The sequence below is a fragment of the Streptococcus gallinaceus genome (genome assembly GCF_024170225.1).
GTDB classification, from domain to species: Bacteria; Bacillota; Bacilli; order Lactobacillales; family Streptococcaceae; genus Streptococcus; species Streptococcus gallinaceus.
Genome location: NZ_JALJXU010000004.1, coordinates 15,669 through 39,826, shown reverse-complemented (window position 1 = coordinate 39,826; position 24,158 = coordinate 15,669). Strand labels below are relative to the sequence as shown.

The 24,158-nt window shown below is 38.7% G+C and carries 20 protein-coding genes, 3 tRNA genes and 1 pseudogene; 10 read left to right on the top strand and 14 right to left on the bottom strand.

Annotation, left to right across the window (positions count from 1 at the left end):
- The first annotated feature begins 103 nt into the window (after window positions 1–103).
- Window positions 104–706, top strand: a complete 603-nt coding sequence (locus tag J2T50_RS05700; RefSeq protein ID WP_253364601.1) for an NADPH-dependent FMN reductase — start codon at window positions 104–106, stop codon at window positions 704–706.
- Between the two features lie 12 nt (window positions 707–718).
- Window positions 719–3,118, top strand: a pseudogene (locus J2T50_RS05695) (FAD-dependent oxidoreductase).
- Window positions 3,119–3,167: 49 nt separating this feature from the next.
- Here the strand turns inward: J2T50_RS05695 and apf are convergent.
- From apf to yfmF, 8 genes are all read right to left on the bottom strand, one after another.
- Window positions 3,168–3,719: an aggregation-promoting factor gene (gene apf / locus J2T50_RS05690; protein ID WP_436300130.1), complete on the bottom strand. Its 552-nt coding sequence runs from the start codon at window positions 3,717–3,719 to the stop codon at window positions 3,168–3,170.
- A 131-nt stretch (window positions 3,720–3,850) separates the two neighbouring features.
- Complete coding sequence (locus tag J2T50_RS05685; protein ID WP_253364599.1) at window positions 3,851–4,645, bottom strand: energy-coupling factor transporter transmembrane component T family protein; 795 nt, start codon at window positions 4,643–4,645, stop codon at window positions 3,851–3,853.
- Window positions 4,638–5,480: an energy-coupling factor transporter ATPase gene (locus tag J2T50_RS05680; RefSeq protein ID WP_253364597.1), complete on the bottom strand. Its 843-nt coding sequence runs from the start codon at window positions 5,478–5,480 to the stop codon at window positions 4,638–4,640. The genes J2T50_RS05685 and J2T50_RS05680 overlap by 8 nt, the downstream gene beginning before the upstream one ends.
- On the bottom strand, window positions 5,456–6,292 hold the full coding sequence (locus J2T50_RS05675) for an energy-coupling factor ABC transporter ATP-binding protein (RefSeq protein WP_253364595.1): 837 nt from the start codon (window positions 6,290–6,292) through the stop codon (window positions 5,456–5,458). The genes J2T50_RS05680 and J2T50_RS05675 overlap by 25 nt, the downstream gene beginning before the upstream one ends.
- A complete protein-coding gene (pgsA, locus tag J2T50_RS05670; RefSeq protein ID WP_253364593.1) occupies window positions 6,292–6,831 on the bottom strand; it encodes a CDP-diacylglycerol--glycerol-3-phosphate 3-phosphatidyltransferase in 540 nt (179 codons plus the stop codon). The genes J2T50_RS05675 and pgsA overlap by 1 nt, the downstream gene beginning before the upstream one ends.
- 12 nt (window positions 6,832–6,843) lie before the next feature.
- Window positions 6,844–7,677 carry a cytoskeleton protein RodZ gene (rodZ, locus tag J2T50_RS05665; protein WP_253364591.1) on the bottom strand — a complete coding sequence of 278 codons (834 nt, stop codon included), beginning with the start codon at window positions 7,675–7,677 and terminating at the stop codon, window positions 6,844–6,846.
- 76 nt (window positions 7,678–7,753) lie between these two features.
- A complete protein-coding gene (yfmH, locus tag J2T50_RS05660; protein ID WP_253364589.1) occupies window positions 7,754–9,037 on the bottom strand; it encodes an EF-P 5-aminopentanol modification-associated protein YfmH in 1,284 nt (427 codons plus the stop codon).
- 1 nt (window position 9,038) lies between these two features.
- On the bottom strand, window positions 9,039–10,289 hold the full coding sequence (yfmF, locus tag J2T50_RS05655) for an EF-P 5-aminopentanol modification-associated protein YfmF (protein ID WP_253364587.1): 1,251 nt from the start codon (window positions 10,287–10,289) through the stop codon (window positions 9,039–9,041).
- A gap of 72 nt (window positions 10,290–10,361) precedes the next feature.
- Here yfmF and yaaA point away from each other — a divergent pair, with 72 nt between their 5' ends.
- The gene (gene yaaA, locus J2T50_RS05650; RefSeq protein WP_253364585.1) at window positions 10,362–10,736 is read left to right on the top strand and encodes a S4 domain-containing protein YaaA; all 375 of its coding nucleotides are present in this window, start codon (window positions 10,362–10,364) and stop codon (window positions 10,734–10,736) included.
- Between the two features lie 2 nt (window positions 10,737–10,738).
- The gene (recF, locus tag J2T50_RS05645; RefSeq protein WP_253364988.1) at window positions 10,739–11,836 is read left to right on the top strand and encodes a DNA replication/repair protein RecF; all 1,098 of its coding nucleotides are present in this window, start codon (window positions 10,739–10,741) and stop codon (window positions 11,834–11,836) included.
- A 29-nt stretch (window positions 11,837–11,865) separates the two neighbouring features.
- Here the strand turns inward: recF and guaB are convergent, their stop codons facing one another.
- Both guaB and trpS read right to left on the bottom strand, forming a co-directional pair.
- Window positions 11,866–13,347, bottom strand: coding sequence for an IMP dehydrogenase (gene guaB / locus J2T50_RS05640; RefSeq protein ID WP_253364986.1), 1,482 nt, complete (start codon window positions 13,345–13,347; stop codon window positions 11,866–11,868).
- 398 nt (window positions 13,348–13,745) lie between these two features.
- Window positions 13,746–14,768, bottom strand: coding sequence for a tryptophan--tRNA ligase (gene trpS, locus J2T50_RS05635; RefSeq protein WP_253364583.1), 1,023 nt, complete (start codon window positions 14,766–14,768; stop codon window positions 13,746–13,748).
- A gap of 347 nt (window positions 14,769–15,115) precedes the next feature.
- Between trpS and J2T50_RS05630 the strand changes: the two genes are divergently transcribed.
- From J2T50_RS05630 to J2T50_RS05620, 3 genes are all read left to right on the top strand, one after another.
- Window positions 15,116–15,985: a YitT family protein gene (locus J2T50_RS05630; RefSeq protein WP_253364581.1), complete on the top strand. Its 870-nt coding sequence runs from the start codon at window positions 15,116–15,118 to the stop codon at window positions 15,983–15,985.
- 67 nt (window positions 15,986–16,052) lie between these two features.
- Entirely contained in the window at window positions 16,053–17,672 is a 1,620-nt protein-coding gene (locus J2T50_RS05625; RefSeq protein ID WP_253364579.1) for an ABC-F family ATP-binding cassette domain-containing protein, read from the top strand.
- Window positions 17,673–17,723: 51 nt separating this feature from the next.
- Window positions 17,724–20,276 (top strand): YfhO family protein, encoded by a 2,553-nt coding sequence (locus tag J2T50_RS05620; protein WP_253364577.1) that lies wholly within the window; start codon window positions 17,724–17,726, stop codon window positions 20,274–20,276.
- A 75-nt stretch (window positions 20,277–20,351) separates the two neighbouring features.
- Here J2T50_RS05620 and J2T50_RS05615 read toward each other — a convergent pair.
- Together J2T50_RS05615 and J2T50_RS05610 are read right to left on the bottom strand one after the other, a co-directional pair.
- Window positions 20,352–20,424: transfer RNA gene (locus J2T50_RS05615), tRNA-Asn, on the bottom strand.
- Window positions 20,425–20,429: 5 nt separating this feature from the next.
- Window positions 20,430–20,501 (bottom strand) — tRNA-Glu (locus J2T50_RS05610).
- A gap of 118 nt (window positions 20,502–20,619) precedes the next feature.
- On the opposite strand from J2T50_RS05610, the gene J2T50_RS05605 reads away from it, so the two are divergent.
- Window positions 20,620–20,693, top strand: a tRNA-Arg gene (locus J2T50_RS05605).
- Between the two features lie 71 nt (window positions 20,694–20,764).
- Here J2T50_RS05605 and J2T50_RS05600 read toward each other — a convergent pair.
- Window positions 20,765–21,454, bottom strand: a complete 690-nt coding sequence (locus J2T50_RS05600; protein WP_253364575.1) for a YoaK family protein — start codon at window positions 21,452–21,454, stop codon at window positions 20,765–20,767.
- Between the two features lie 26 nt (window positions 21,455–21,480).
- Window positions 21,481–21,960, bottom strand: coding sequence for a 23S rRNA (pseudouridine(1915)-N(3))-methyltransferase RlmH (rlmH, locus tag J2T50_RS05595; protein WP_253364573.1), 480 nt, complete (start codon window positions 21,958–21,960; stop codon window positions 21,481–21,483).
- 182 nt (window positions 21,961–22,142) lie between these two features.
- Between rlmH and J2T50_RS05590 the strand changes: the two genes are divergently transcribed.
- Complete coding sequence (locus J2T50_RS05590) at window positions 22,143–23,327, top strand: S1C family serine protease (protein WP_301282815.1); 1,185 nt, start codon at window positions 22,143–22,145, stop codon at window positions 23,325–23,327.
- A gap of 67 nt (window positions 23,328–23,394) precedes the next feature.
- Complete coding sequence (locus J2T50_RS05585; protein ID WP_253364571.1) at window positions 23,395–24,153, top strand: ParB/RepB/Spo0J family partition protein; 759 nt, start codon at window positions 23,395–23,397, stop codon at window positions 24,151–24,153.
- The last annotated feature ends 5 nt before the right edge of the window (window positions 24,154–24,158 follow it).

Genomic DNA, 24,158 nt, shown 5'->3' with positions numbered 1-24,158 from the left:
AGTGTCTTTTTTGTAAAAATCAACATTTGTTTTTGAAAAGGTTTGCATTGCTTTTATATTTGGTGTATAGTTAGGTCAAATAAGAATTGAGAGGGTTTTCACAATGAAGTTAGTTGCTATTGTTGGAACCAATTCCAAGCGATCTACCAATCGTAAATTGCTACAGTTTATGCAAAAACATTTCTCAGACCAGGTAGAAATAGAGCTACTTGAAATTAGCCAACTTCCTGCTTTTAATGAGCCCGAAAATCGGATTGCGCTTACTCCTGTGGCAGATTTTTCAGAAAAAATACTAACGGCAGATGGTGTTATCATCGCAACACCTGAATACAATCATACCATTCCAGCTCCATTGGCAAGCGCCCTTGAATGGATTGCCTATACTAGTCGCGCACTAATCAATAAACCCACTATGATTGTTGGAGCTTCTTTGGGTGCCCTCTGTTCTTCTAGAGCTCAAGCTCATCTTCGTCAAATTTTAGATGCGCCTGAATTAAAAGCCCGAATTATGCCAGGAACAGAGTTTTTGCTTGGACACTCTGAACAAGCACTCGATGCTAACTCTAATCTAGTCATTCCTGAAAAAGTAGAAGAACTTGAAGAACACTTTACAGAGTTTACAACCTTTGTAAAGATGACGCAGGAATTAGTAACACAGGCAAATACTGATCAAAAACGGCAGTTTGCTTGGGAAAAAGAGTGCTAGGAGGCTTGTTTTATGAAATTTATTGGTATCGTTGGTACAAATGCACAGCGTTCTTATAATCGAAAATTGCTATCTTTCATGCAAAGACACTTTGTAAAAAAAGTTGACATCAAAATTCTAGAAATTACTGATATTCCTATGTTTGATGAGACAAATGATCAGACTGCTTCACCAGCTATCCAACTCTTCAATGAAAAAATTTCAAGTGCTGACGGCGTCATCATCGCAACACCTGAGCACAACCATACCATTCCTTCGGCTCTCAACAGCCTCTTAGAATGGCTTCCTTTCTCTATTCATCCACTCACTGGCAAACCAGTCATGATTGTGGGGCTTCTTATGATATCCAGGGCTCCTCACGCGCTCAGCTTCACCTCCGACAAATCTTAGATGCACCCGATGTCAATGCTGTTGTCATGCCAGGTAACGAGTTCTTACTAGGCCGTGCTCACCAAGCATTTGACGAAGAAGGAAATCTGATTTCCCAAGGAACGATTGACTTTCTTGAATCTTGTTTTTATAAATTTGTTCGATTTGCTACAATTACTAATCAACTAAACGAACCTGAAGAGGTGATTTTTGAACCTGGGACCTACTCGGTGACGACTGTTGGCCACAATGGAAATCTACCTATGCAGGTAACCTTGTCAGAAGAGCGAATTGAAAAGATTGATATCGACTCCTCTGGTGAATCAGCTGGTATTGCAGACATTGTATTTAGTCGTATCCCTGCTGAGATTATCGAAGGACAGACTCTCAATGTCGATGCCGTTTCTGGTGCTTCCGTGACCTCAAATGGTGTTCTAGATGGCGTAGCGCGAGCAATTCGTCTAGCAGGAGGCAATCCTGACTCCCTCCGCAAACGCCCTAAAGCACCTTCTGCTCTCGACAAAGAATATAAAACGTATGAAACAGACCTTGTCATTGTTGGTGGTGGAGGTGCGGGTCTTGCAGCTGCAGCTCGCGCTTTACAGTCTGGTAAACGTGTCATTGTTGTTGAAAAATTTCCGTCTGTCGGAGGAAATACCGTACGTGCTGGCGGGCCAATGAATGCCCCTGATCTAGCTTGACAGGCTACTTTTTCAGCAAATCCTGGTGAAACTCATAATTTACACGAACTTTACAATATGGATGAATCAAGCATTGACGCTGAATACCTAGAAGACTTCCATTCTCTTAAACGTGAATTAGAAGAATACCTAAACGACCCAAGCTACCTATTTGACTCCAAGCTCCTCTACCGTCTTCAAACCTATTTGGGAGGTAAACGAACAGACTTAAATGGACAAGAAATCCATGGAAATTCTGACCTTGTTTCAGTGCTGACAGAGCACGCCCTAGAATCTGTGCGTTGGCTAGAAGATGTTGGAGTCGAATTTGTTCGAGATGAAGTTACGATGCCTGTTGGTGCCCTATGGCGCCGAGGTCACAAACCCAAAATGCCAATGGGAGTTGCTTTCATTTCTGTTCTAAAAGACTTCGTTTTAAAACATGGTGGCATCATCCTGACCGACACACCTGTCAAAGAACTTTTAGTGACTGATGGAACGGTGACTGGTGTTGCAGGAACAGGTCGAAACGGACAAAATATTACCATCCATGGCAAAGCAGTCATTTTAACTACAAGCAAACACCAAAATGCTACAGCAATACAATACTTATTGGACAGAGATTGCAGATGATATTGCCACTTCAAATACACCAGCTGTGACAGGCGATGGCATCCTTCTTGGACAGTCTGTAGGAGCCGAACTTGTCGGTATGGGATTTAGTCAGCTAATGCCTGTATCGGATCCTATAACAGGCGCCCTCTTCTCAGGTTTACAAGTTCCCCCTGCAAATTTCATTATGGTCAACACTGAAGGAAAACGTTTTGTAGATGAATATGGCAGTCGTGACAAGCTTTCTCAGGCAGCAATTGACAACAGAGGTCTTTTCTACCTCATCGCCGATGATAACATCAAGGCTACAACCTATAATACCAATCAAGAAAAAATTGATGCTCAAGTAGCTGCTGGAACATTGTTCCTTGCTGATACTTTAGAGGATCTAGCTCACCAGATCAATATAGATCCTACTGTGTTAGTTGACACTATTGTCAAGTATAATTCCTATGTTGATGCCGGCTTTGATCCTGAATTTGATAAAGGTGGCTTTGATTTGAAGTATGAAAAAGCACCATTTTATGCAATTCCTCGTAAACCTGCTGCCCATCATACTATGAGCGGTCTGAAGATTGATACAAAGGCCCATGTCTTGAATAAATCTGATGCCATCATCAATGGACTCTACGCTGCTGGTGAAGTTGCTGGTGGACTACACGCGGGAAATCGTCTTGGAGGTAACTCGCTTACAGACATCTTTACCTTTGGGCGTATCGCTGCAGATACTGCTATCCAAGAACATTGTTAACATCAAAAAAAACGAGTTTAATCACTAAACTCGTTTTTTTGTCTAATTTCTAATACCAACCATTTGCATTCCAGAATGCAAGAGCTACTGACCATGAACCGTAACGACTTGCAACATATGCATCAGCTACACGTTCTTGGTTTTCAGGAGAATAGTCTCCATTCAAGTAAGTATTTGTCAACTGATAACGGCCATAATATTGACCATTTTGTGCAGTGTAAGAACCACCTGACTCACGACGAGCAATTTCTTCTTTTGCAGCTGCTTCGCTACCAGTTGCTGTTGAAGTATAGCTTGTTGTAGAAGCCGCTGTTGTTTCAGATGATGCAGTAGCTGCCTCAGTTGTCTGTGCTTGAGCGCTTGTTTCTTGTCCCGTTGTAGCATTGATTTCCAATACTTGACCAACATGAATCAAATCCGCATTGACAATCTTATTAGCAGCAACAATTTCATCAACGGTTGTTGAATACTTTTCTGCTAACTCTGATAGAGTGTCGCCTGATTGAACAGTGTAGGAATCCGCACTAACGGCTCCTGCCATAAAAAGAGAGACTGCAGCAATAACTCCTGCAAATGTTGTTTTCAAATAATTGATTTTCATACTATAAATTCCTTTCTTAACAACTGTCCTTTATCATACCCTCTTTATATTACTTTCATATTGGTATATGATTACAATTGTTACAGTCTTATTGGAATTAGACGAAAAAACGCCATTTCTGGCGTTTTTCTTTAAGTTTTTAAGAAATAAAGTAGGATTCCTAGTCCAATCATAATAGCAATTGTACAAGTATCCGACCACTTCCAGTGAAGCATGCGATACTTACTACGCCCTTCACCACCTTGATAACCACGTACCTCCATGGCTGTGGCTAGAGCATCTGCACGCTTAAAACTAGATGCAAATAAAGGAATGAGAATTGGAATAACAGATTTTACCTTTTGGATAATATTCCCCTCACCAAAATCCACACCACGCGCCCGCTGAGCATTCATAATACGCGTCGTGTCGTCCATTAAAGTCGGTACGAAACGCAAACTCATAGAAAGCATGAGGCCAATTTCATGAACTGGAACCTTGATGTATTTTAATGGAGCCAACCCTGCCTCTACTCCGTCTGCAAGGCTTAATGGCATAGTTGTCAAAGTCAGCAAGGTTGAAAAGAAGACAATCAGGACGAAGCGCATGAAAATTATCCCTGCCTGCTGCAAACCTTCCAAGGTAATCGTGATAAACCAGAATTTAACTAGAACTTCTTGTCCACCTGCGAAAAATACTTGAAATAGGGTTGTAAATAAGATAATGCCAATCATGGGCTTTAATCCACTAATGAAAAAGGAAATTTTGATCTTAGACACCAAAACCAAGCCCAGTACAAAAAATAGTAATAGTAGATTTGTTACTAGATTATTTGCCCAAAAAATAATGAGCAAAAAAAGAAACATGGCTAAAAGTTTGCTACGAGGATCTAGTCGATGAATAATGGAATCCCCTGGAATGTAACGTCCCAAAATCAATTTATCCATGGCCAATCACCTCCACAAATTCATCCATTGTGATAGGGAGTTGCTCAAACACAAAGCCACGTCGCTCTAAATTAGCCGCAAATTTAGTAATTTTCGGGACTCCTAATTGAATATTTTCCATAAAATCAACTTGTTGAAAGACTTCTCTCGGTTGACCCGATAGGACTACTTTTCCCTTTTCCATCACATAGACGTAATCAGCAAAATTAGCCACGTCATCCATCAAATGAGTTACCAAGACAATTGTCATTCCTTGGGCATGCAACTGCTTGAAAATAGCCATTAATTCCTTACGACGGGCAGGGTCTAAGCCTGCTGTCGGCTCGTCTAATACGAGCACACTTGGTTCCATGGCTAAAATACCCGCAATGGCAACGCGTCGCATTTGACCACCGGAAAGCTCAAATGGGCTACGCTCAAAAAGTTCTTCTGAAATACCAACTAGAGCAAGTTTCTCACGCGCAATTTCCTCTGCCTTTTCCTTTGAAACACCAAAATTTTGCGGACCAAAAGCTACATCTTTCAAGACAGTTTCATCAAAAACTTGGCTCTCCGCAAATTGAAAGACTAGCCCAACTTTTTTACGTACCTGCTTGATATCTTTATTGACAGAATCAGGAGAAATAATCGTTTCATCAATCAGAACACGACCAGACGTTGGCATATTAAGACCATTCAATAGCTGTAGAATAGTTGATTTTCCTGAGCCCGTATGCCCAACTAAGGCCGTATAGGATCCATCCTTAATCTCCAAATCCACGCCAAAAAGCGCACGACCCTCGAAGGGCGTGCCTGCTTGGTAGGTATAACTTACTTGTTGGAGAGTAATTCCCATAACGTTTTTTCTAGTTCCTCTTCTGTAAAATACTGGTGTGGTAAGGTTAACCCCTTTACTTTCAACTGATCCAGCAGTTCAATTGTAAATGGCTTATCCATATCCAACTCTTCCAAATCTTCTCGGATAAATAGCTGAGCCGGTGTGCTAGTTGACTCAATTCGACCTGATTTCATAACAAGTACACGATCGCTCAAGGCCACCTCGTCCAAATCATGTGTGATAGAAATCACCGTCATTCCATAGGCAGTTTTAATCTGCTTCACAATTCGAATCAGCTCCAGACGACCTTCAGGATCCAGCATACTAGTCGCCTCATCCAGGATGATAATGTTTGGACGCAATGCTACCACACCTGCAATGGCTACCCGTTGCTTCTGGCCACCTGAGAGACGTGCTGGCTCACGTGTTTTAAACTCAGCCATACCAACCAGTTCAAGGGCTTCTTGTACGCGTTGCACCATCTCTTCATAAGGCAATCCTTGATTTTCCAAGCCAAAAGCCACGTCATCTTCTACCGTTGCACCGACAAATTGATTATCTGGATTTTGAAATACAATCCCAATCTGCTGCCGCTTTTCCCAGACATTTTCTGCTGTCAATTTATCTCCAGCAATAAAAATATCTCCGGATTCAGCTTCTAAAAGACCATCTATCAACCGAACCGTCGTAGACTTACCTGACCCATTATGACCGATGATGGACAACCATTCTCCCTGTTTCACGTGAAACGAAACATCATTTAAGGTGTAATGCTCATCCTCTTCATCATATTTGTATTTGATATTTTTTACTTCGATAATATTTGTCATTACTTAAAGGTATCTTTGAAAAGGAAGCTCGCTCTCTTGAAATAATCATAACCTGAATAGATAGTGAAAAATAGAGCGATATAGAGTGTGATTTGGCCTAAAACTGTCCAGTGAAGGAGAAGGAAGATAATAGAGAACATTTGTGAAAATGTCTTAATTTTCCCCGGCATAGCTGCTGCTAGAACTGTTCCCCCATTTTCAACCAATAGCAAACGCAAACCAGTAACAGCTAATTCTCGACAAATAATCACTGCCGTCACCCAAGCTGGTACAAAACCAAGTTCAACCAACATGATAAAGGCCGTCATAACCAAAATTTTATCGGCCATCGGATCTGCAAATTTACCAAAATTGCTGACAACTTTCCATTTTCTAGCTAGATAACCATCCAGATAATCTGTGATACTAGCAAGAGAAAAAAGCACCGCAGCAAAAACATGCATTCCTACACTATTCCACACGGTCAAGACCAAGATGAAAATTGGAATGACACAAATTCTTGCTAGAGTAAGGGCATTAGGTATATTTTCTTTTTTCATTTTCTCTTCCTTCTATTCAATTGTGAGTACGATTGTTCCCGATTGATTGGTTAATAGCGATGTGTCCAATTTTTGACTACCAATTTCAATCGTAACTCCCTGAACCACTCCAAGAGTAATCGTCGTCGTTTGTACACCAGTAGGTAGGGTTGTCATAGCTGATTTGTTTTCAGCAGACAGGATAGAACCAGTAGCCAAATCCGTATCACTAACACTAATCCAACTTGTCACATCTGTAACAGAAAGTTTGATGTCTAGTGGTTCTGTTGCATTTGTCACTTTGACAGTCAAGCTATCTCCACCACCTGATACCGTTAGCCCTACTTTAGGTGTTGTACTTGAACTAGTCGTTGAGCTTGCTGTTGTACTTGAACTAGAACTACTTTTACTTGTTGACTGACTCACAACCTTGTAGGAACTATTTTCAGACAAGGTCGCTTGATTTTGAATGCGGCTGTGCACGATATAGGTGATAAAAATCAAAATTGAACAAGCTGCTAGGAGTAAATAAATCATCGGTAGGTAATTCGATACCCCTTTTTTCCCTCGCTGGCTTCTACTTAATTTTTCATCAAAATCTTCTTCTTCACCTACACCATAGTAAACCACTAAACTATCTGTATCATAAGCTTCTAAAAGGATCTCACTATCCAACTCTAAGACATGTGCATAGCGCTCTAAGAAATTACGCGCGTAATCCTTATCAGGAATGAAAGCAAAATCATTATATTCCAAAGCTTGAAGATATTTAGCCTGAATCTGTGTTAGGCGCTGCATCTCAGCAAGACTCCAACCGCGACTTTCACGTGCAGTCTTCAGAACCTCACCGATACTTTTTTGCCTCATACGATTTCACTCTCTCTCTTTTAATTTTCAATACATTATTTTATCAGATTTTCATATAAATTTCGATGCTTAGTCCTTATTTATTTGGAAAAATTGTAAAATCTGTCATATCACAGCTATCAATAAATAAATGCCCAGCCTTAGTGATATCTTCCAAAGTTATCTCATTTAGCAACCTTGGCACATCCAGCATCGTTTCAAACTCAGAATACTGAGCTGCAAACTGACTAGCTGTTCCCTCTAGCGAATTTAGACCACGAAGAAATTCCCCATAAGCCTCTTTCTTCAATATTTCAAAATGTTCTTCTGTCAAATCAGGGCTGGTTTCAAAATTTTTCAATATTTTACGGATGGAAGATGACAAGGCAATTGGTTCTTCCGTATCTGCCGTAACAACTAAGAAGTGATACTCAGGTCGTACCTCTAAATGCAGTGTAAAGGAGCCGTCAATCTTTCCAGCATCGTAAAACGTTTGATAAGTCTGCGAAGTCCAACCAAAAAGCATAGAAAATAGAAAGGATAATGACAAGCGATACTTTGGAATCTCCTCATCCTTCAATTGACTATTTCCACGTAAACCAACTGCCAATTTGGGAGAAGCGACCTGTAAAGTTACATTTCGATGCTCCAATATTGGATGATGCTCAATGGGCAACCTTTCTATCTCTGTAAACTTATTGTCAACATTTTTTTGAAAAACCTCAATAGAATGAATCACTTCATCCACTATAAAATTTCCAATGACAACTAAATGCATCCGGTTCGGTTGATAAAAGAATTGGAAATTTTCATATAAATTTTCAACAGTTATCTCCTGAATAGACAAAACAGTCCCAGCTATATCTTGGGCTAATGGTGTATTAGGATATAAGCTAGCTAAAATTTCCATATACAAGCGATAATCTGGATCATCTAGATACATCTCAATTTCCTGCTCAATAATTCCCTTTTCTTTCTCTATAGAATAAGGGGTAAAGTGGGCTTCCGAAACAATCTTTTGTAGTAATTCTAGGGACTCCACTACTTTTTCAGTTGTTGAAAACAGGTAGCTTGTCTGGTATAAACTGGTGTAGGCGTTGGCACTCGCACCAATTCTTGTAAAGTCTTGTAAACTATCATTCCCCGAAGCGTCTTCAAACATCTTATGTTCTAAAAAGTGGGCAATTCCGGATGGATAATTTTTTAATATTCCATCTACTTTAATATTGGTATTGATAGCTCCAAATCTAGTAGTTACAATGCCATACACTTCATTAAAGTTTTCTTTTGGCATCAATACGACTGTCAATCCATTGTCAATCTTATATTCAAAAACTGGATCCATCAAATAAGGGTATTCTGTTTTGATAAGTTTGGTCAATTTACTCTACTCCTTCCATAAAGTAAACTGCTTGTAAACGTAGCATTTGGCTAACCCTTACAATGTCTTCTTTTTTCACTTCTTGGATTTTTTCCATAAATTCTTCTACCGAGATATTTCGTTCCTGGAACACCAATTGATTGTAAACTTGTTCAATCAAGTTTTGTCCTCTATCTTGAGCGATTTGAGCAGAATGTAGATACATTTTCTTTGTCGAGTTAATTTCTTCCTCAGAAAAGTGTCCTTGCTTTAATCTCAACAATTCGCGATGAATCCCTTTTAAGGTTTTCAATCGATTTTCTCTATCAATTCCCGCATATACCTTTAAAGTTCCTGCAAAGATGTTCAATTGCGAACCAATTGTATAGGCTAAGCTTTCTTTTTCCCTCAGCTGAGTAAACAATCTTGAATGTGAAAAAGAGCCAAACAAGCCATTCAAAATCAACAAAGGATAATAGTTGTCATCATTGTAAAATATTTGTAAATGATAAGCTAGCTGCAATATGGACTGTTTTGCATATTTTCTCTCTGATTTTTCGCGTAAAACAGGTGAGAATTCTTGGCTATACTCAAAAAATAATTTTGGATTTCGATAGGTAAACGGAAATTTTCTAAATAATTTTTCTGTCAACTCTTCGTCAACTTCCCCTAACACAAAAATATCAATCCAATCTAAACTTAACATGTCACGTAATGCCTGATAGGCTGTTTCCGCAGTCACTTTCTCTGCCAATTCAAGATTAGATACCCGAGAAATTTGTAAATTTTCATCTTGAAAATACAGCTTGTTTAACTCCAAGTCTGCATGATAAAAATTATCTTCAACTTCTGATTCTAAATAAGAAAGAAGATTCCTTTTTTCGATTTCAAAAATTTCTTGCTGGAAAGCGCCTTTTTTCGCCAACGGTTTTTGCAACGTTGACAACAATAAGGTCACAATTTCTTCCGTCAGATTCTCTTGCGAAAGCAAGTGCCGTTCTTTTATATAAGAAACGGAAATATCAACAATATGGACCAATCCTCTTTTGGAAACACTTGTAGAAAAAGTCGCACCATATAGTTCGGCTAATTTTCGTCGTAATGCCTGATTGGATGGATAGTCCTGATTACCCATTTCAAGTAAATTGGCTACCAGCACACGATTGGCTACCGATTTTTTATCCATAGGAGCCGTGAAGCGGATTTTAATTTGATTAGTCGTAAATTTTTCTGAAGGAATAAAGTGAAGATTCACACCCTCTTGTAATTTCATAGGAACCTCTTTCAAGCGTAGTAAGCCTTATTATACCATTTTGTGATATAATTATCTGTAATGAGGTGAACTATGGAATACAAATTATTTGAAGAATACATTACACTGCAAGCACTACTGAAAAATACGGGAATTTTATCTTCTGGTGGTGCAATCAAGGGATTTCTAACTGAGAATACCGTTCTTTTCAATGGTGAAGATGAGAAAAAACGTGGTAAAAAAATTAGAGTCAATGACGTGGTCACATTGCCCGCACAAAATCTAAAAATTACTGTTATCGCCCCAACTCCTGAGGAGATGAAAGAACATCAATTAGATTTAGAAGAAAAGGCGCGTGTCGCAGCTCTCGTTAAAGAAATGAATAAAAAAGTAAAAAAGACGAATCCTATTAAGCAGGCTAGCAAGCCAAAAGAAGCTAAAAAACCTGTCCGTTTCCCAGGTACTTAATGATGTGGATTGAAGAATTAAGTTTACAAAATTTCCGCAATTATCATCAGCTTTCTGTCAACTTCCATAATGGTTTGAATGTATTTTTAGGGAAAAATGCACAAGGAAAAACAAATATTCTAGAAAGTATCTACTTCCTTGCCTTAACAAGAAGTCATCGTACTCGTACTGACAAAGATTTGTTGCCTTTTGATGGGGGGAATCTAACTGTTAGCGGGCTCATTCATCGTACAAGTGGTAAACTTCCACTTGACATTGAGTTGACAGATAGAGGACGGACGACAAAAGTAAACCATCTAAAGCAAACTAAATTGTCTGATTATATTGGCCACATGAACGTTGTCTTGTTTGCGCCTGAAGATCTTCAACTAATCAAGGGTGCTCCTGCACTCCGTAGAAAATTTATTGATGTGGAGTTGGGACAAATCAAACCTCTCTATCTCTCTGATCTTTCGAGTTACAATCACGTTTTAAAGCAACGAAATACTTACTTAAAACAAGAAAAAGCGATTGATGAGAATTTTTTAGATGTCCTAGATATGCAACTCGCCGATTATGGCAGTAAGGTGATCCAGCATCGATTAGAGTTTCTCGAGAGATTAGAAAACTACGCTAAACAAAAGCATTTCAATCTTTCTAATGATACAGAGGAGCTCTCACTACGATATGTCTCTAGCTTTAGATTTACAGACAATGTCAATCTAGTTGACATTTTTTTGACAGAGTTGCAAAGAAGTCGTAAACGTGACTTGTTCAAAAAAAATACCGGAATCGGTCCGCACCGAGATGATATCGAATTTTTCATAAATAATATGAACGCTCATTATGGTAGTCAAGGGCAACATAGGAGTTTAGTATTGTCCGTAAAATTGGCCGAAATTGAACTTATGAAAGAAGTCACTAGAGAATATCCAATCCTCCTGCTTGACGATGTTATGAGTGAACTTGACAACTACCGTCAAGAACAGCTTCTAGATACAATTTCTGAGAAAATCCAAACATTTATCACCACTACTTCTTTGGAACATCTACACCAACTTCCCGAGGAGTTGAAAATTTTTCATATTGAATCAGGACAACTGACAGAAGAAACAACATAAAAGAGGACTCTAGAGTCCTCTTTTATTGTTTAATGTACTGAATAGTTTGGCGCTTCATTTGTAATTTGAACATCATGTGGGTGACTTTCTTTCAAGCCAGCACCTGACATTTCAATGAATTGTGCCTTTTCACGTAGTTCTTCCATGGTACCAGCCCCTACATAGCCCATACCTGAGCGAAGACCACCAACCATTTGGAAAATCATATCTGCAACGGAGCCTTTATAAGCCACGCGTCCTTCAATTCCTTCGGGAACCAATTTATTTGCTTCGTTCACTGAAGATTGGAAGTAACGGTCTTTGGAACCTTGTTTCATCGCTGCGATAGAGCCCATCCCACGATAAGTTTTGAACTTCCGACCTTGGAAAATCTCTGTTTCGCCAGGTGCTTCGTCCGTACCAGCAAACATAGAACCAAGCATAACTGCGTGTCCACCTGCTGCTAATGCTTTGACAATATCACCTGAATACTTGATCCCACCGTCAGCAATGATAGCTTTACCATACTCACGTGCAACGCTAGCAGCATCGTAAATCGCAGTTACTTGAGGCACCCCCACACCTGCTACAACACGTGTAGTACAGATAGAACCTGGTCCAATACCAACTTTGACAACATCTACACCAGCCTCATAAAGAGCACGTGCTCCCTCAGCAGTCGCAATATTTCCTGCAATCAAGGTACGATTTGGAAAATGCTCACGAATTTCAGCAATCTTGCGAAGAACACCAGCTGAGTGACCATGGGCAGTATCGATAACAATCGCATCAGCACCCGCTTCAAACAAAGCCTCTGCACGTTCGAATGTATCAGAAGTTACGCCGACCGCACCAGCTACTAAGAGACGACCAAATTCATCCTTAGCTGCATTTGGAAATTCAATAACTTTTTCAATATCTTTAATCGTAATCAAGCCTGCCAATCGCCCTTCTTCATCGACCAAAGGAAGTTTTTCGATGCGGTGCTCGTGAAGAATTTTTTCAGCAGTTTCAAGATCTGTTCCAACTGGTGCTGTTACCAAGTTATCACTTGTCATATTAGCTGAAATTGGCTGCGTATAGTCTGTAATAAAACGCATATCGCGGTTAGTGATAATCCCAACCAATTTCCGATTTTCAATCGTTTCAACAATTGGAACACCTGAAATACGGTAAGTTGCCATCAAGTTTTCAGCTTCTTCAACAGCATCTTCTGGAGTGAGGAAAAATGGATCAATAATAACACCATTTTCAGAACGTTTCACCTTACGAATCTCTTCTGCTTGAGCTGCAATAGACATATTTTTATGAACAACACCTAAACCTCCAGCACGCGCCATAGCAATGGCCATTTTGCTATCAGTAACAGTGTCCATAGCAGCAGAAATAATTGGAATATTTAAAATCAAATTAGGCGCGAGTTGTGTTCTCAAATCAATATCATTTGGCAAAACATGACTTTCTGCTGGAATGAGCAAAACATCGTCGAATGTATAGCCTTTTTTCAAAAATTTCGTGTCCCAATTTGACATGGTATCTATTCCTCTTTTCATTTTTGTTGTGCTTATTATCATATCATTTTACAGCCAATTGTCAACAAAAACAAGGCTTTTTCCGAACTTAAAAATAATTAAAAAAATAAAAACAAAATTCAATCCACAAAAAACGAATACTATTTGTAAAAAATATGATTTTTGTACGATTTTCATCCTAATTTATGCACTACTACTTGTTTATCATTCGAATCCCTTTTTCTTATGATTATCAGTTCTACACCTCATATCATTCAATAGGCATTTCTTTTATTAATAATCATCCTATTTCTAAGTATACTGTCAACAAAGTTGACAATTTCTGTAAACTAGAACTTTACAAAGTAAATAAAAAGGAGACAATTTATAACAAACGCCTCCATTTTTTTCTAGTTTATTTAAAAGTAATTGATCCCCATTGCAGCTTTAACTTCTGATAAGGTTTGTCCGGCAACTGCACGCGCTGCTTCACTTCCTTTTTCAAGCATACGGAAAACTTCTCCCATATCTTTAGCATACTCCAAACGACGTTCACGGATTGGTGCCAATTCACGCTCTAATACTTCTAGCAAATAACGCTTAGTCTTCACATCTCCCAAACCACCACGCTGGTAGTGTTCCTTCATGTCAGCGATTGTCGCCGCATCTTCTGCTGTTCCAAAAATATCCAAATAATGGAAAACCATATTTCCTTCAATTTGCCCCTGATCTTCTACACGGATGTGATTTGGATCAGTATACATGCTCATAACCTTTTTACGTACAGTATCAGCATCATCTGATAAGTAAATGCCATTTCCTAGGGATTTGGACATTTTAGCATTTCCATCTAAGCCAGGCAATCGCCCTGCCTTTTCATTTTCTGGATAAATGCCTTCTGGCTCTACTAAAACGTCACAGTTATAGGTGTGATTAAAGCTGCGTGCAATCTCACGCGTTTGCTCAATCATCGGTTTTTGGTCATTCCCAACGGGAACCAAGTTAGCTTTAAAGGCTGTAATATCAGCTGCTTGTGAAACTGGGTACACCAAAAATCCAGACGGAATGGATTCACCAAATCCTTTTTGAGCAATTTCAGTCTTAACCGTTGGGTTTCGCTCCAAACGTGCTAATGAAACAAGGTTCATATAGTACATGGTCAACTCAGCCAACTCTGGAATCTGACTCTGAATAAAAATCGTTGATTTGCTTGGATCAAGACCAACTGATAAGTAATCTAGAGCTACATTACCGATAGATTCCTTGATAATCTCTGATTCTTTTGCATGATCTGTCAAGGCTTGTTGGTCCGCCAAGAAAACGAACATCTCATACTTGTCCTCGTTTTGCAACATCACTCGGTTCTTCAATGAACCAACATAGTGACCCAGATGTAGCTTACCTGTTGGACGATCACCCGTTAAAATAATTGGTTTTGTCATAAATTCTCCTTTATCAATAAAAAACTCACACGAAAATCGTGTGAGGGCGTCTTTGAGTCTACGCGGTACCACCTCAATTAGCATCTGTTATGCTATCTCTTCTGCACGGTAAGGGGTGCCGACCTGAAACTTATGTATTTGTTTCACATGAAACATCAGCCCATTTCATCTATCCAAATACTGACTTCCAGCACCGTCAGCTCTCTATTATTTGGAGAAAGATTGCTCTTTCTGAATCCCTCTCATTTTAAGATTTTTCACTATAAAAGTCAAGATATTTTCACTTGACGGTTGTCTATCTTTTCGTCATAATAATATGTGGACTTTTTTAGAAAAGAGATGAGATTATGAAGGAAAAATTAAAAGATTTTGCTCTAGTAACCGTTGGTTCGTTTATTGCAGCTATTGCTTATAATACCTTATTTGTTGAGAACAATATTGCTTCTGGGGGCGTTGGTGGACTCGCAATCAGTCTTCATAGTTTGCTCGGTTGGGATACATCAAATTTTGTCCTTTATTCAAATATCCCTCTACTCTTGATTTGCTGGTTCTTATTGGGAAAATCAACCTTTATCAAAACGATTTATGGAGCCTGGATTTATGCCATCTTTATTAAGTTGACAGATGGTCTTCCAACTCTTTCTCACAATACATTGCTAGCTGCTATCTTCGGTGGCATCATTCTTGGGTTTGGAATTGGACTAGTCTTTCTCGGACATTCATCCACTGGCGGTACGGGAATTGTCGTACAGGTTCTCAATAAATATACTCCTATTCCGTTTGGACTTCTAGTATTTCTAGTTGACGGATTTATCGTTGGACTCGGTTTTGTCGCTTTCGATGTAGACACGGTTATGTATTCTATCCTATCTCTGATGACCATTACTTATGTCATCAATCTCATGATGGCTGGAACCGATTCTCATCGCAATGTCATGGTGATTTCACAAAAATATGAAGACATCAAAAATTATATTACAACCATTATCGATCGTGGAGTAACTGAGCTTCCCGTCCTAGGGGGATACACTGGTACAGAAAAACACATGCTCATGATTACCATTTCTCGACCAGAGTTACAAACGATTGAAAAAGAAATTCTCTCCATTGATGAGACAGCATTTATCATCATCATGCCGGCTACCCAAGTTCGTGGTCGTGGTTTTAGCCTTCAAAAAAATCATGGTAGCAAAGAGGATATTCTCTTCCCAATGTAGTTTTCATTGATAAATCAGCTTTTTTCTAGTAAAATATCAGATAGATAAAGAACAAGAGGTATACATATTGCTTACAGTATCAGACGTTTCACTCCGGTTTAGCGACCGTAAACTTTTCGATGATGTCAACATCAACTTTACAGCAGGTAACACATATGGTTTGATTGGTGCCAACGGTGCTGGTAAATCAACTTTCTTAAAAATCTTGGCTGGAGATATTGAACCATCTACAGGTCATATCTCACTCGGTCCTGACGAACGCTTGTCCGTACTCCGTCAAAATCACTTTGACTACGAAGATGAGCGCGTGATTGACGTTGTCATCATGGGAAATGAAACACTTTACAGCATCATGAAAGAAAAAGATGCTATTTACATGAAAGAAGATTTCTCTGAAGAAGATGGCGTTCGTGCAGCTGAACTCGAAGGAGAATTTGCTGAACTTGGTGGTTGGGAAGCTGAAAGTGAAGCATCTCAATTGCTCCAAAACTTGAATATTTCTGAAGACCTACACTACCTCAACATGAGTGAATTGGCAAATGGTGACAAGGTTAAAGTCCTCCTCGCTAAAGCACTCTTTGGTAAGCCAGATGTCCTTCTTCTTGACGAGCCTACCAATGGTTTGGATATTCAGTCTATTACTTGGTTGGAAGATTTCTTGATTGACTTTGAAAATACCGTCATCGTCGTATCCCATGACCGTCATTTCTTGAACAAAGTATGTACACACATGGCTGACCTTGACTTCGGTAAAATCAAACTCTTCGTTGGTAACTATGATTTCTGGAAAGAGTCATCAGAGTTGGCTGCGCGCTTACAAGCAGACCGCAATGCTAAAGCAGAAGAAAAAATCAAACAATTGCAAGAATTCGTTGCTCGCTTCTCTGCCAATGCATCAAAATCAAAACAAGCTACATCTCGTAAAAAAATGCTGGATAAAATCGAATTGGAAGAAATCGTGCCATCAAGCCGTAAGTATCCATTCGTTAACTTCAAAGCAGAACGAGAAATTGGTAATGACCTTTTGACCGTTGAGAACTTGTCTGTCACAATCGATGGTGAAAAGATTCTTGATAATATCAGTTTCATCCTTCGTCCAGGCGATAAGACAGCCTTGATTGGACAAAATGACATCCAAACAACCGCCCTTATCCGTGCCATCATGGGAGAAATCGAATATGAGGGTACTGTCAAGTGGGGTGTTACAACGAGTCAATCTTACTTACCCAAAGATAACAGTGCCGACTTTGCTTCTAGCGAATCAATTTTGGATTGGCTTCGTCAATTTGCTAGCAAGGAAGAAGATGACAACACATTCTTGCGTGGTTTCTTGGGACGGATGCTCTTTTCTGGTGATGAAGTTAACAAGTCTGTCAATGTCTTGTCAGGGGGAGAAAAAGTACGTGTGATGCTGTCTAAACTCATGCTCCTCAAGTCAAATGTTCTCGTGCTCGATGACCCAACCAATCACTTGGACTTAGAATCAATCTCAAGTTTGAACGATGGCCTAAAAGCCTTCAGAGAATCCATCATCTTCGCCAGCCATGACCATGAATTCATTCAAACATTAGCAAATCATATCATTGTTATTTCTAAAAATGGTGTAATTGACCGTATTGATGAAACTTATGATGAATTTTTGGAAAATGCTGAAGTACAAGCTAAGGTACAAGAACTCTGGAAATAAAAAGCGACACTGTCGCTTTTTTTCTATTTGTAAACGTGATACAATATGCCTATGAATTATCCTAAGAAAAAAACAGTTCTCTATCACCTAATCTCATTTCTACTACCTTTGACTATCATGGGTATTTTGTTAGCTACCCACGGAATCTGGTGGGGAAGTAAAACGACTATCCTTGCAAGTGATGGATTTCATCAATATGTGATTTTTAATCAAACTTTACGAAATGCTTTACACGGCCAAGGTTCTATTTTCTATACGTTTACAAGTGGTCTAGGTCTTAACTTCTACGCCCTTTCTGCTTATTACTTAGGCTCATTCCTATCACCACTTGTTTACTTCTTTAGCCTTTCAAGCATGCCTGATGCATTCTACCTTTTTACAATTGTCAAGTTTGGATTGACGGGTCTGTCAAGTTATTATTCCCTCACTCGTATCCATAAAAAATTGTCTCCTACACTGGGGCTCTTGCTGTCAACTGGTCTATCTCTCATGAGTTTTTCAACTAGCCAGCTAGAGATTAATTCGTGGTTAGATATTTTTATCCTTGTTCCACTTATTTTGCTAGGTTTGCACAGGTTGGCTACTAAACAAGGGCGAACTCTTTATTACATTTCCTTGACCTGTCTCTTTATTCAAAGTTATTATTTTGGATATATGACTGCTATTTTTTTAGTACTATACTTTTTCTTAGAAATTTCTTGGGATATAAAAGGACGAATTTCAACATTTATCGACTTTACAGTTGTGTCACTGTTGTCAACCTTGACCAGTATGATTGTTCTCTTACCAACTTATCTAGATTTAAAAACACATGGTGAGAGCTTTACAGCTATATCTAGTTTAAAAACTGAAAATTCATGGTTTCTAGATATTTTTGCAAAAAATATTGTGGGAAATTTTGATACTACAAAATTCGGTGCCATTCCGATGATCTCGGTTGGACTCCTTCCACTCATACTAGCCCTGCTTTTCTTTTTCCTACCAACCATCAAACGCGTAACGAAATTGACTTACAGCCTTGTTCTTGCTTTTATTGTAGCTAGTTTTTACCTACAACCACTCGATTTATTTTGGCAAGGTATGCATGCTCCAAATATGTTCCTACATCGGTATGCCTGGGTATTTTCATTTTTAATTATTTACATGGCAGCAGAAACTTGCATCCGCCTGAAGGAAATCAAGCGCTGGAATTTCCTTGCAGTGGGTATTTTTCTCATTGCTGGATTTGTTACAACCTATTTATTTAAAGAGCACTATAGTTTCTTAGATAATAGCCTATTTTTATTAACAGCAGAATTTGTAATTGTGTATGGACTCCTATTTTTAGCGAATATTTCAAATAAAATTTCACTACAATTTTTTACAATTTCCCTATTACTTTTTTTTATCTTCGAGATTGGTCTTCATAGTCATTACCAGATTCAGGGACTGGCAGACGAATGGAATTTCCCAAGTAGGGAAAATTATGCTCGAGATATAAAAGATATTGACAATCTTGTAAAGGATGTTGACAATAATTATCGAACAGAGCGACTTCTCCCTCAAACTGGAAATGATAGTATGAAATTCAATTACAATGGAATTTCCCAATTTTCTTCTGTCCGTAATCGCTCTTCTAGCTCGACACTAGATAAACTCGGCTTCCGCTCTGATGGAACAAATCTGAATTTACGCTACCAAAATAATACTCTCATCGCGGATAGTCTATTTGGAATCAAATACAACATTGCCTCGACAAATCCTAATAAACTTGGTTTTTCTCTCTACAAAAATGGAACAAGCTTAAATTTATACCAAAATCACAATGCCCAACAAATAGGTATCCTAACTACTGGACTTTACAAAGATATAAAGTTTACAAATCTTACTTTGGATAATCAGACCAATTTTTTGAACGCCCTAACCGGACTGAATCATCATTACTTTACAAGTCTTGAACCAACCTCATCCAGTCAGACAAAATTGTTTGAAAATCGTGTTTCTCTTCAAGCAAAAACTGGTCAAGAAACTGCCTCTGTTCAATATACACTTACAATCCCTAAAAATGGACAACTGTACGTTAGCCTGCCAAATATCCGTTATTCGAATGAAAATAGTAAAAACATTCTCATTACTGTAAACAATCAGTCAAGTGAGTTTACAATGGATAATACCTTTGCATTCTTTAATGTTGGCTATTTCAAGGATCAAGAAGAAGTTACTTTGACAATTAGTTTTCCAAAAAATCAAACGATTTCTTATGACCTCCCACAATTCTATATATTAGATCAGGCAGCCTATCAAGAAGCCATCTCTACCTTGTCTGAAAAAAATATCCATACAACATTAGACAAAAATACGGTTAAAACAACCTATAGTACCACAGAGGATGCATCTATCTTCTATACCATTCCATATGATAAGGGATGGATAGCCACGCAAAATGGAAAGAAATTGACCATTTCACGCGCACAAAATGGCTTTATGAAAGTAAATGTTAAAAAAGGCAGTGGCACGATTATATTGACATTTATTCCGAATGGATTCTATATTGGTTGCCTTTGTTGTGTAGGTGGACTACTATTCTTCTTCCTTTATGAGAGACTAAGAAAAAAGCAACAATGATTGAAAAAGTCTAGATTCAATTGAGTCTAGACTTTTTTGGTAATAAAAAAACGCCGTAAATTCGACGTTTGAATACTCCGCCAACAGGGCTCGAACCTGTGACATCATGATTAACAGTCATGCGCTCTACCAACTGAGCTATGGCGGAAGATATAGTCCGTACGGGATTCGAACCCGTGTTACCGCCGTGAAAAGGCGGTGTCTTAACCCCTTGACCAACGGACCATAAACAAGACAATATCTAGTATAATATAGCCTTCTTTTTTTGTCAACCGTTTTTTTCTAGAATTTTGTGATATCTTGACATTTTATTTTCTTTAAGGTAGAATAGTGGAGTTGAGTAGGTTCCATAGCTCAGCTGGATAGAGCATTCGCCTTCTAAGCGAACGGTCGCAGGTTCGAATCCTGCTGGAATCATTATAAAAAAGCTGGGAAAATATTTCTCAGCTTTTTCATTTTTTTTATGGAACTATAGCCAAGATATACTCCTACGAAACAACCGATTTTTGTCCTATCCTTTTTTCTTTCCAAAGTTGAAAACTGGTATAGGATAAAGGAAGAAGGCAAAATAGAAGAGCATCTTCTTGAAAACAATCAACCAAAATCGTAGCTAGATACACTCCCAGCATAAATGTAAGAATGATTAAAAGGATGTGATAGCCTTTTTTTCTTAATTGAGCATCTTGTTCAACCACCCCCTTAAAACAAAGATGAGCTGCATTCTTAACATTACCAGTCATCATAACATTTGCATAAGGAAGGCCTCGGATATTACGGAAACTTTCTACCTGAATAGAGGCTACAAAAGCAAGTATAGCGATGGTCATAGATGGACCTAAAATAGGGTTCAATACACAAGCTAGTAAGACTAAACCTAAAATAACAAGGCTGCTACTCAAATGCCACGGCCACTTATTTTTTACAAAATACTTCCGCATCAAATAGGTAAAACACTGACCTAAAGCAAAAAATGCGATTGGGACTAAAAATTGAAAAGCCTGATGTATCTGCCCTTTGGCCAGATAAAAAGCCATATAAACGACATTCCCAGATTGAATGCCTGCAAAACGGCCTCCTTGTGTAATAAATGTAAAAGCATTGAGAAAACCACTCACAAAGGTCAAACAAGTGGCAATTCGCAATCCTTCAAAGATACGATAATTTTTCTTTTTTGACATCTCTACTTTTCTCGTTTCACGTGAAACTACTTATGATAAGGACTTCCCTGTTGAATCATGAAAGCTCGATAAATTTGCTCAACTAAGACTAATTTCATTAGCTGATGGGGCAGGGTCAACTTTCCAAAACTCATCAAAAGATTAGCCCGTTTTTTGACAATCGGAGCTAATCCCAAACTTCCTCCAATGACAAATGTAATGTCTGAAAAACCTCTGACGGTAATATCCGACAAGATTTGGCTGAATTTTTCTGACGGAAACTGCTCTCCTTCAATTGCTAAGGCAATGACATAATCACGGTCCGCAATTTTTCCCATGATACGTTGCGCTTCCTTCTCAAGAATTTGCTCATTTTCAGCTTGGCTAGCTTTATCCGGCGTTTTTTCGTCCACTAGCTCAATCAATTCTAATTTGGTAAAACGAGACAGCCGCTTGCTATATTCAGCAATACCATCCTTGAGATATTTTTCTTTTAATTTTCCAACGGTGATGACTTTTATTTTCATGAATACATTGTAACATATCCACAGGAAGTTTTAAAATAGATTCTGATAAATAGGGGATAAATCAGCAGATTATTCACATATCCACAAAAGTTATCCACAGGTTGTGGATTGATTTTTGAAAGATTTAAGTTATAATTAAGAAAATAGAATTAAGATACAGGTAAGTAATAAGGAGGATTTCCATGAAAAAATACATAAAACTTGCTATTATTTTTGTCGTCGGTTTTCTAGGAGGACTTGCAGGAATGCTGGTTTATCCTCTCTTGCAGCCAGCCACTACCAATACTAGCACTGCGACCACAAGTAAATCTACCTCAGTTAGCAATGTAACCTATGACAATCAGACGTCTGTGACAAAAGCTGTAAAAACAGTACAAGATGCAGTTGTCTCAGTCATCAATTACCAAGCTAATAAGAACAATACTGAGTCGATTTTCGGGACAAATAATGAAGCTTCTGATGAGCTTTCTGTCGCTAGTGAAGGATCCGGTGTGATTTATAAAAAAGACGGTAAATACGCTTATATCGTAACCAATAATCACGTCATTGCAAACGCACAAAAAATTGATATCCAACTTGCCTCTGGTGAAAAAATTAGTGGCGAACTGGTTGGAGCTGATACATATTCTGATATCGCTGTTATTAAAGTTGCGGCCGACAAGGTTTCTACTGTGGCAAAATTTGCTGATTCCGACTCTATCAATGTAGGGGAAACAGCTATTGCAATCGGTAGCCCTCTTGGTACAACTTATGCAAATTCTGTTACACAAGGAATTGTCTCCAGTCTCAGCCGCACCGTCACTTCAAAATCTGAAGATGGCCAACCTATCTCAACCAATGCTATCCAAACCGATACAGCTATCAACCCAGGGAATTCTGGCGGCCCTCTGATCAATATTGAAGGTCAAGTCATCGGTATCACATCAAGTAAAATTACTACATCTAGCTCTAGCGTCTCTGTCGAAGGAATGGGATTTGCAATCCCCGCAAATGATGCCGTTCAAATCATCAACCAACTAGAAAAGAACGGGAAAGTTACTCGCCCAGCACTTGGAATTAAAATGGCAAATGTAACGGATCTATCTACAAGTCAGATGCAAACTGCTGGTTTGTCAGACAGCAAAGTCAAATCAGGTGTTCTCGTCATTTCAACTCAATCAGGACTTCCAGCTGATGGAAAACTGGAAAAATACGACGTCATTACCAAAATCAATGACACTGCTATCTCGACAACTAGTGACCTTCAGAGTGCTCTTTACAAGCATGCAATTGGAGATACCATCACCATCACCTATGTACGCAATGGAAAAGAAGCAACTGTCAAGATTAACTTGACAAAATCTACTGAAGAACTTTCTTCAAATTAGCTGTCAATATTGTCAATGTAACTTTACAATATTGTAAAGTTACATTTTTTTTGCTAGAATAAGCCTTATGGAAGCACTTGAATACCTCTCATTAACTGATATTACACCAAATCCTTATCAGCCCAGATTGCATTTTGATGATGAAAAACTAGCTGAACTAGCTCAATCTATCCGAGAAAATGGACTCATTCAACCCATCATCGTTCGAAAATCAGCTATTTTTGGCTATGAGCTTCTAGCTGGAGAACGACGATGGCGAGCTAGCAAACTAGCAGGAATTGAAACCATTCCAGCAGTTGTCAAAGAATTGTCAGATACGGATATGCTTTATCAGTCCATTATCGAAAACTTGCAGCGAGCTGATCTCAATCCCATTGAAGAAGCTCGTTCTTATCAAAAACTCCTCCAAAAAGGGCTCACCCATGATGAAATTGCTCAAATCATGGGAAAATCACGGCCTTACATCACAAATATACTCCGCCTGCTTAATCTTTCTCAGGCATTGATTGATGCAGTAGAGAATGGGAAGCTATCCCAAGGGCATGCTCGCTTGCTCATTCCTCTTGATGAAAAAAGCCAACTTGAGTGGCTAGACAAGCTAACTGCCTCCGATATCAGTGTTAGAAAATTAGAGCAGCTCTTGGCTGAAAAAAAACAAAAAAAAGTTGCAAAACAAAATCTCTTCATTCAGGAAGAGGAAAAAGAACTTAGAAAAAAACTAGGTACAGCTGTAAAAATCAAACAGCAAAAAAACGGACAGGGAAGTCTGACTATTTCCTTTTCAACTAGTGAAGAATTGGAAAGAATTATCCAAAGCTTAAAATAAGCCTG

Bases quoted from the DNA above. Each gene is read 5' to 3' on its own strand.
- J2T50_RS05700 (WP_253364601.1), top strand. From the start codon at position 104: ATGAAGTTAGTTGCTATTGTTGGAACCAATTCCAAGCGATCTACCAAT.
- apf (WP_436300130.1), bottom strand. From the start codon at position 3,719: ATGAAAATCAATTATTTGAAAACAACATTTGCAGGAGTTATTGCTGCA.
- J2T50_RS05685 (WP_253364599.1), bottom strand. From the start codon at position 4,645: ATGGATAAATTGATTTTGGGACGTTACATTCCAGGGGATTCCATTATT.
- J2T50_RS05680 (WP_253364597.1), bottom strand. From the start codon at position 5,480: ATGGGAATTACTCTCCAACAAGTAAGTTATACCTACCAAGCAGGCACG.
- J2T50_RS05675 (WP_253364595.1), bottom strand. From the start codon at position 6,292: ATGACAAATATTATCGAAGTAAAAAATATCAAATACAAATATGATGAA.
- pgsA (WP_253364593.1), bottom strand. From the start codon at position 6,831: ATGAAAAAAGAAAATATACCTAATGCCCTTACTCTAGCAAGAATTTGT.
- rodZ (WP_253364591.1), bottom strand. From the start codon at position 7,677: ATGAGGCAAAAAAGTATCGGTGAGGTTCTGAAGACTGCACGTGAAAGT.
- yfmF (WP_253364587.1), bottom strand. From the start codon at position 10,289: ATGAAATTACAAGAGGGTGTGAATCTTCACTTTATTCCTTCAGAAAAA.
- yaaA (WP_253364585.1), top strand. From the start codon at position 10,362: ATGGAATACAAATTATTTGAAGAATACATTACACTGCAAGCACTACTG.
- recF (WP_253364988.1), top strand. From the start codon at position 10,739: ATGTGGATTGAAGAATTAAGTTTACAAAATTTCCGCAATTATCATCAG.
- guaB (WP_253364986.1), bottom strand. From the start codon at position 13,347: ATGTCAAATTGGGACACGAAATTTTTGAAAAAAGGCTATACATTCGAC.
- trpS (WP_253364583.1), bottom strand. From the start codon at position 14,768: ATGACAAAACCAATTATTTTAACGGGTGATCGTCCAACAGGTAAGCTA.
- J2T50_RS05630 (WP_253364581.1), top strand. From the start codon at position 15,116: ATGAAGGAAAAATTAAAAGATTTTGCTCTAGTAACCGTTGGTTCGTTT.
- J2T50_RS05620 (WP_253364577.1), top strand. From the start codon at position 17,724: ATGAATTATCCTAAGAAAAAAACAGTTCTCTATCACCTAATCTCATTT.
- J2T50_RS05600 (WP_253364575.1), bottom strand. From the start codon at position 21,454: ATGTCAAAAAAGAAAAATTATCGTATCTTTGAAGGATTGCGAATTGCC.
- rlmH (WP_253364573.1), bottom strand. From the start codon at position 21,960: ATGAAAATAAAAGTCATCACCGTTGGAAAATTAAAAGAAAAATATCTC.
- J2T50_RS05590 (WP_301282815.1), top strand. From the start codon at position 22,143: ATGAAAAAATACATAAAACTTGCTATTATTTTTGTCGTCGGTTTTCTA.
- J2T50_RS05585 (WP_253364571.1), top strand. From the start codon at position 23,395: ATGGAAGCACTTGAATACCTCTCATTAACTGATATTACACCAAATCCT.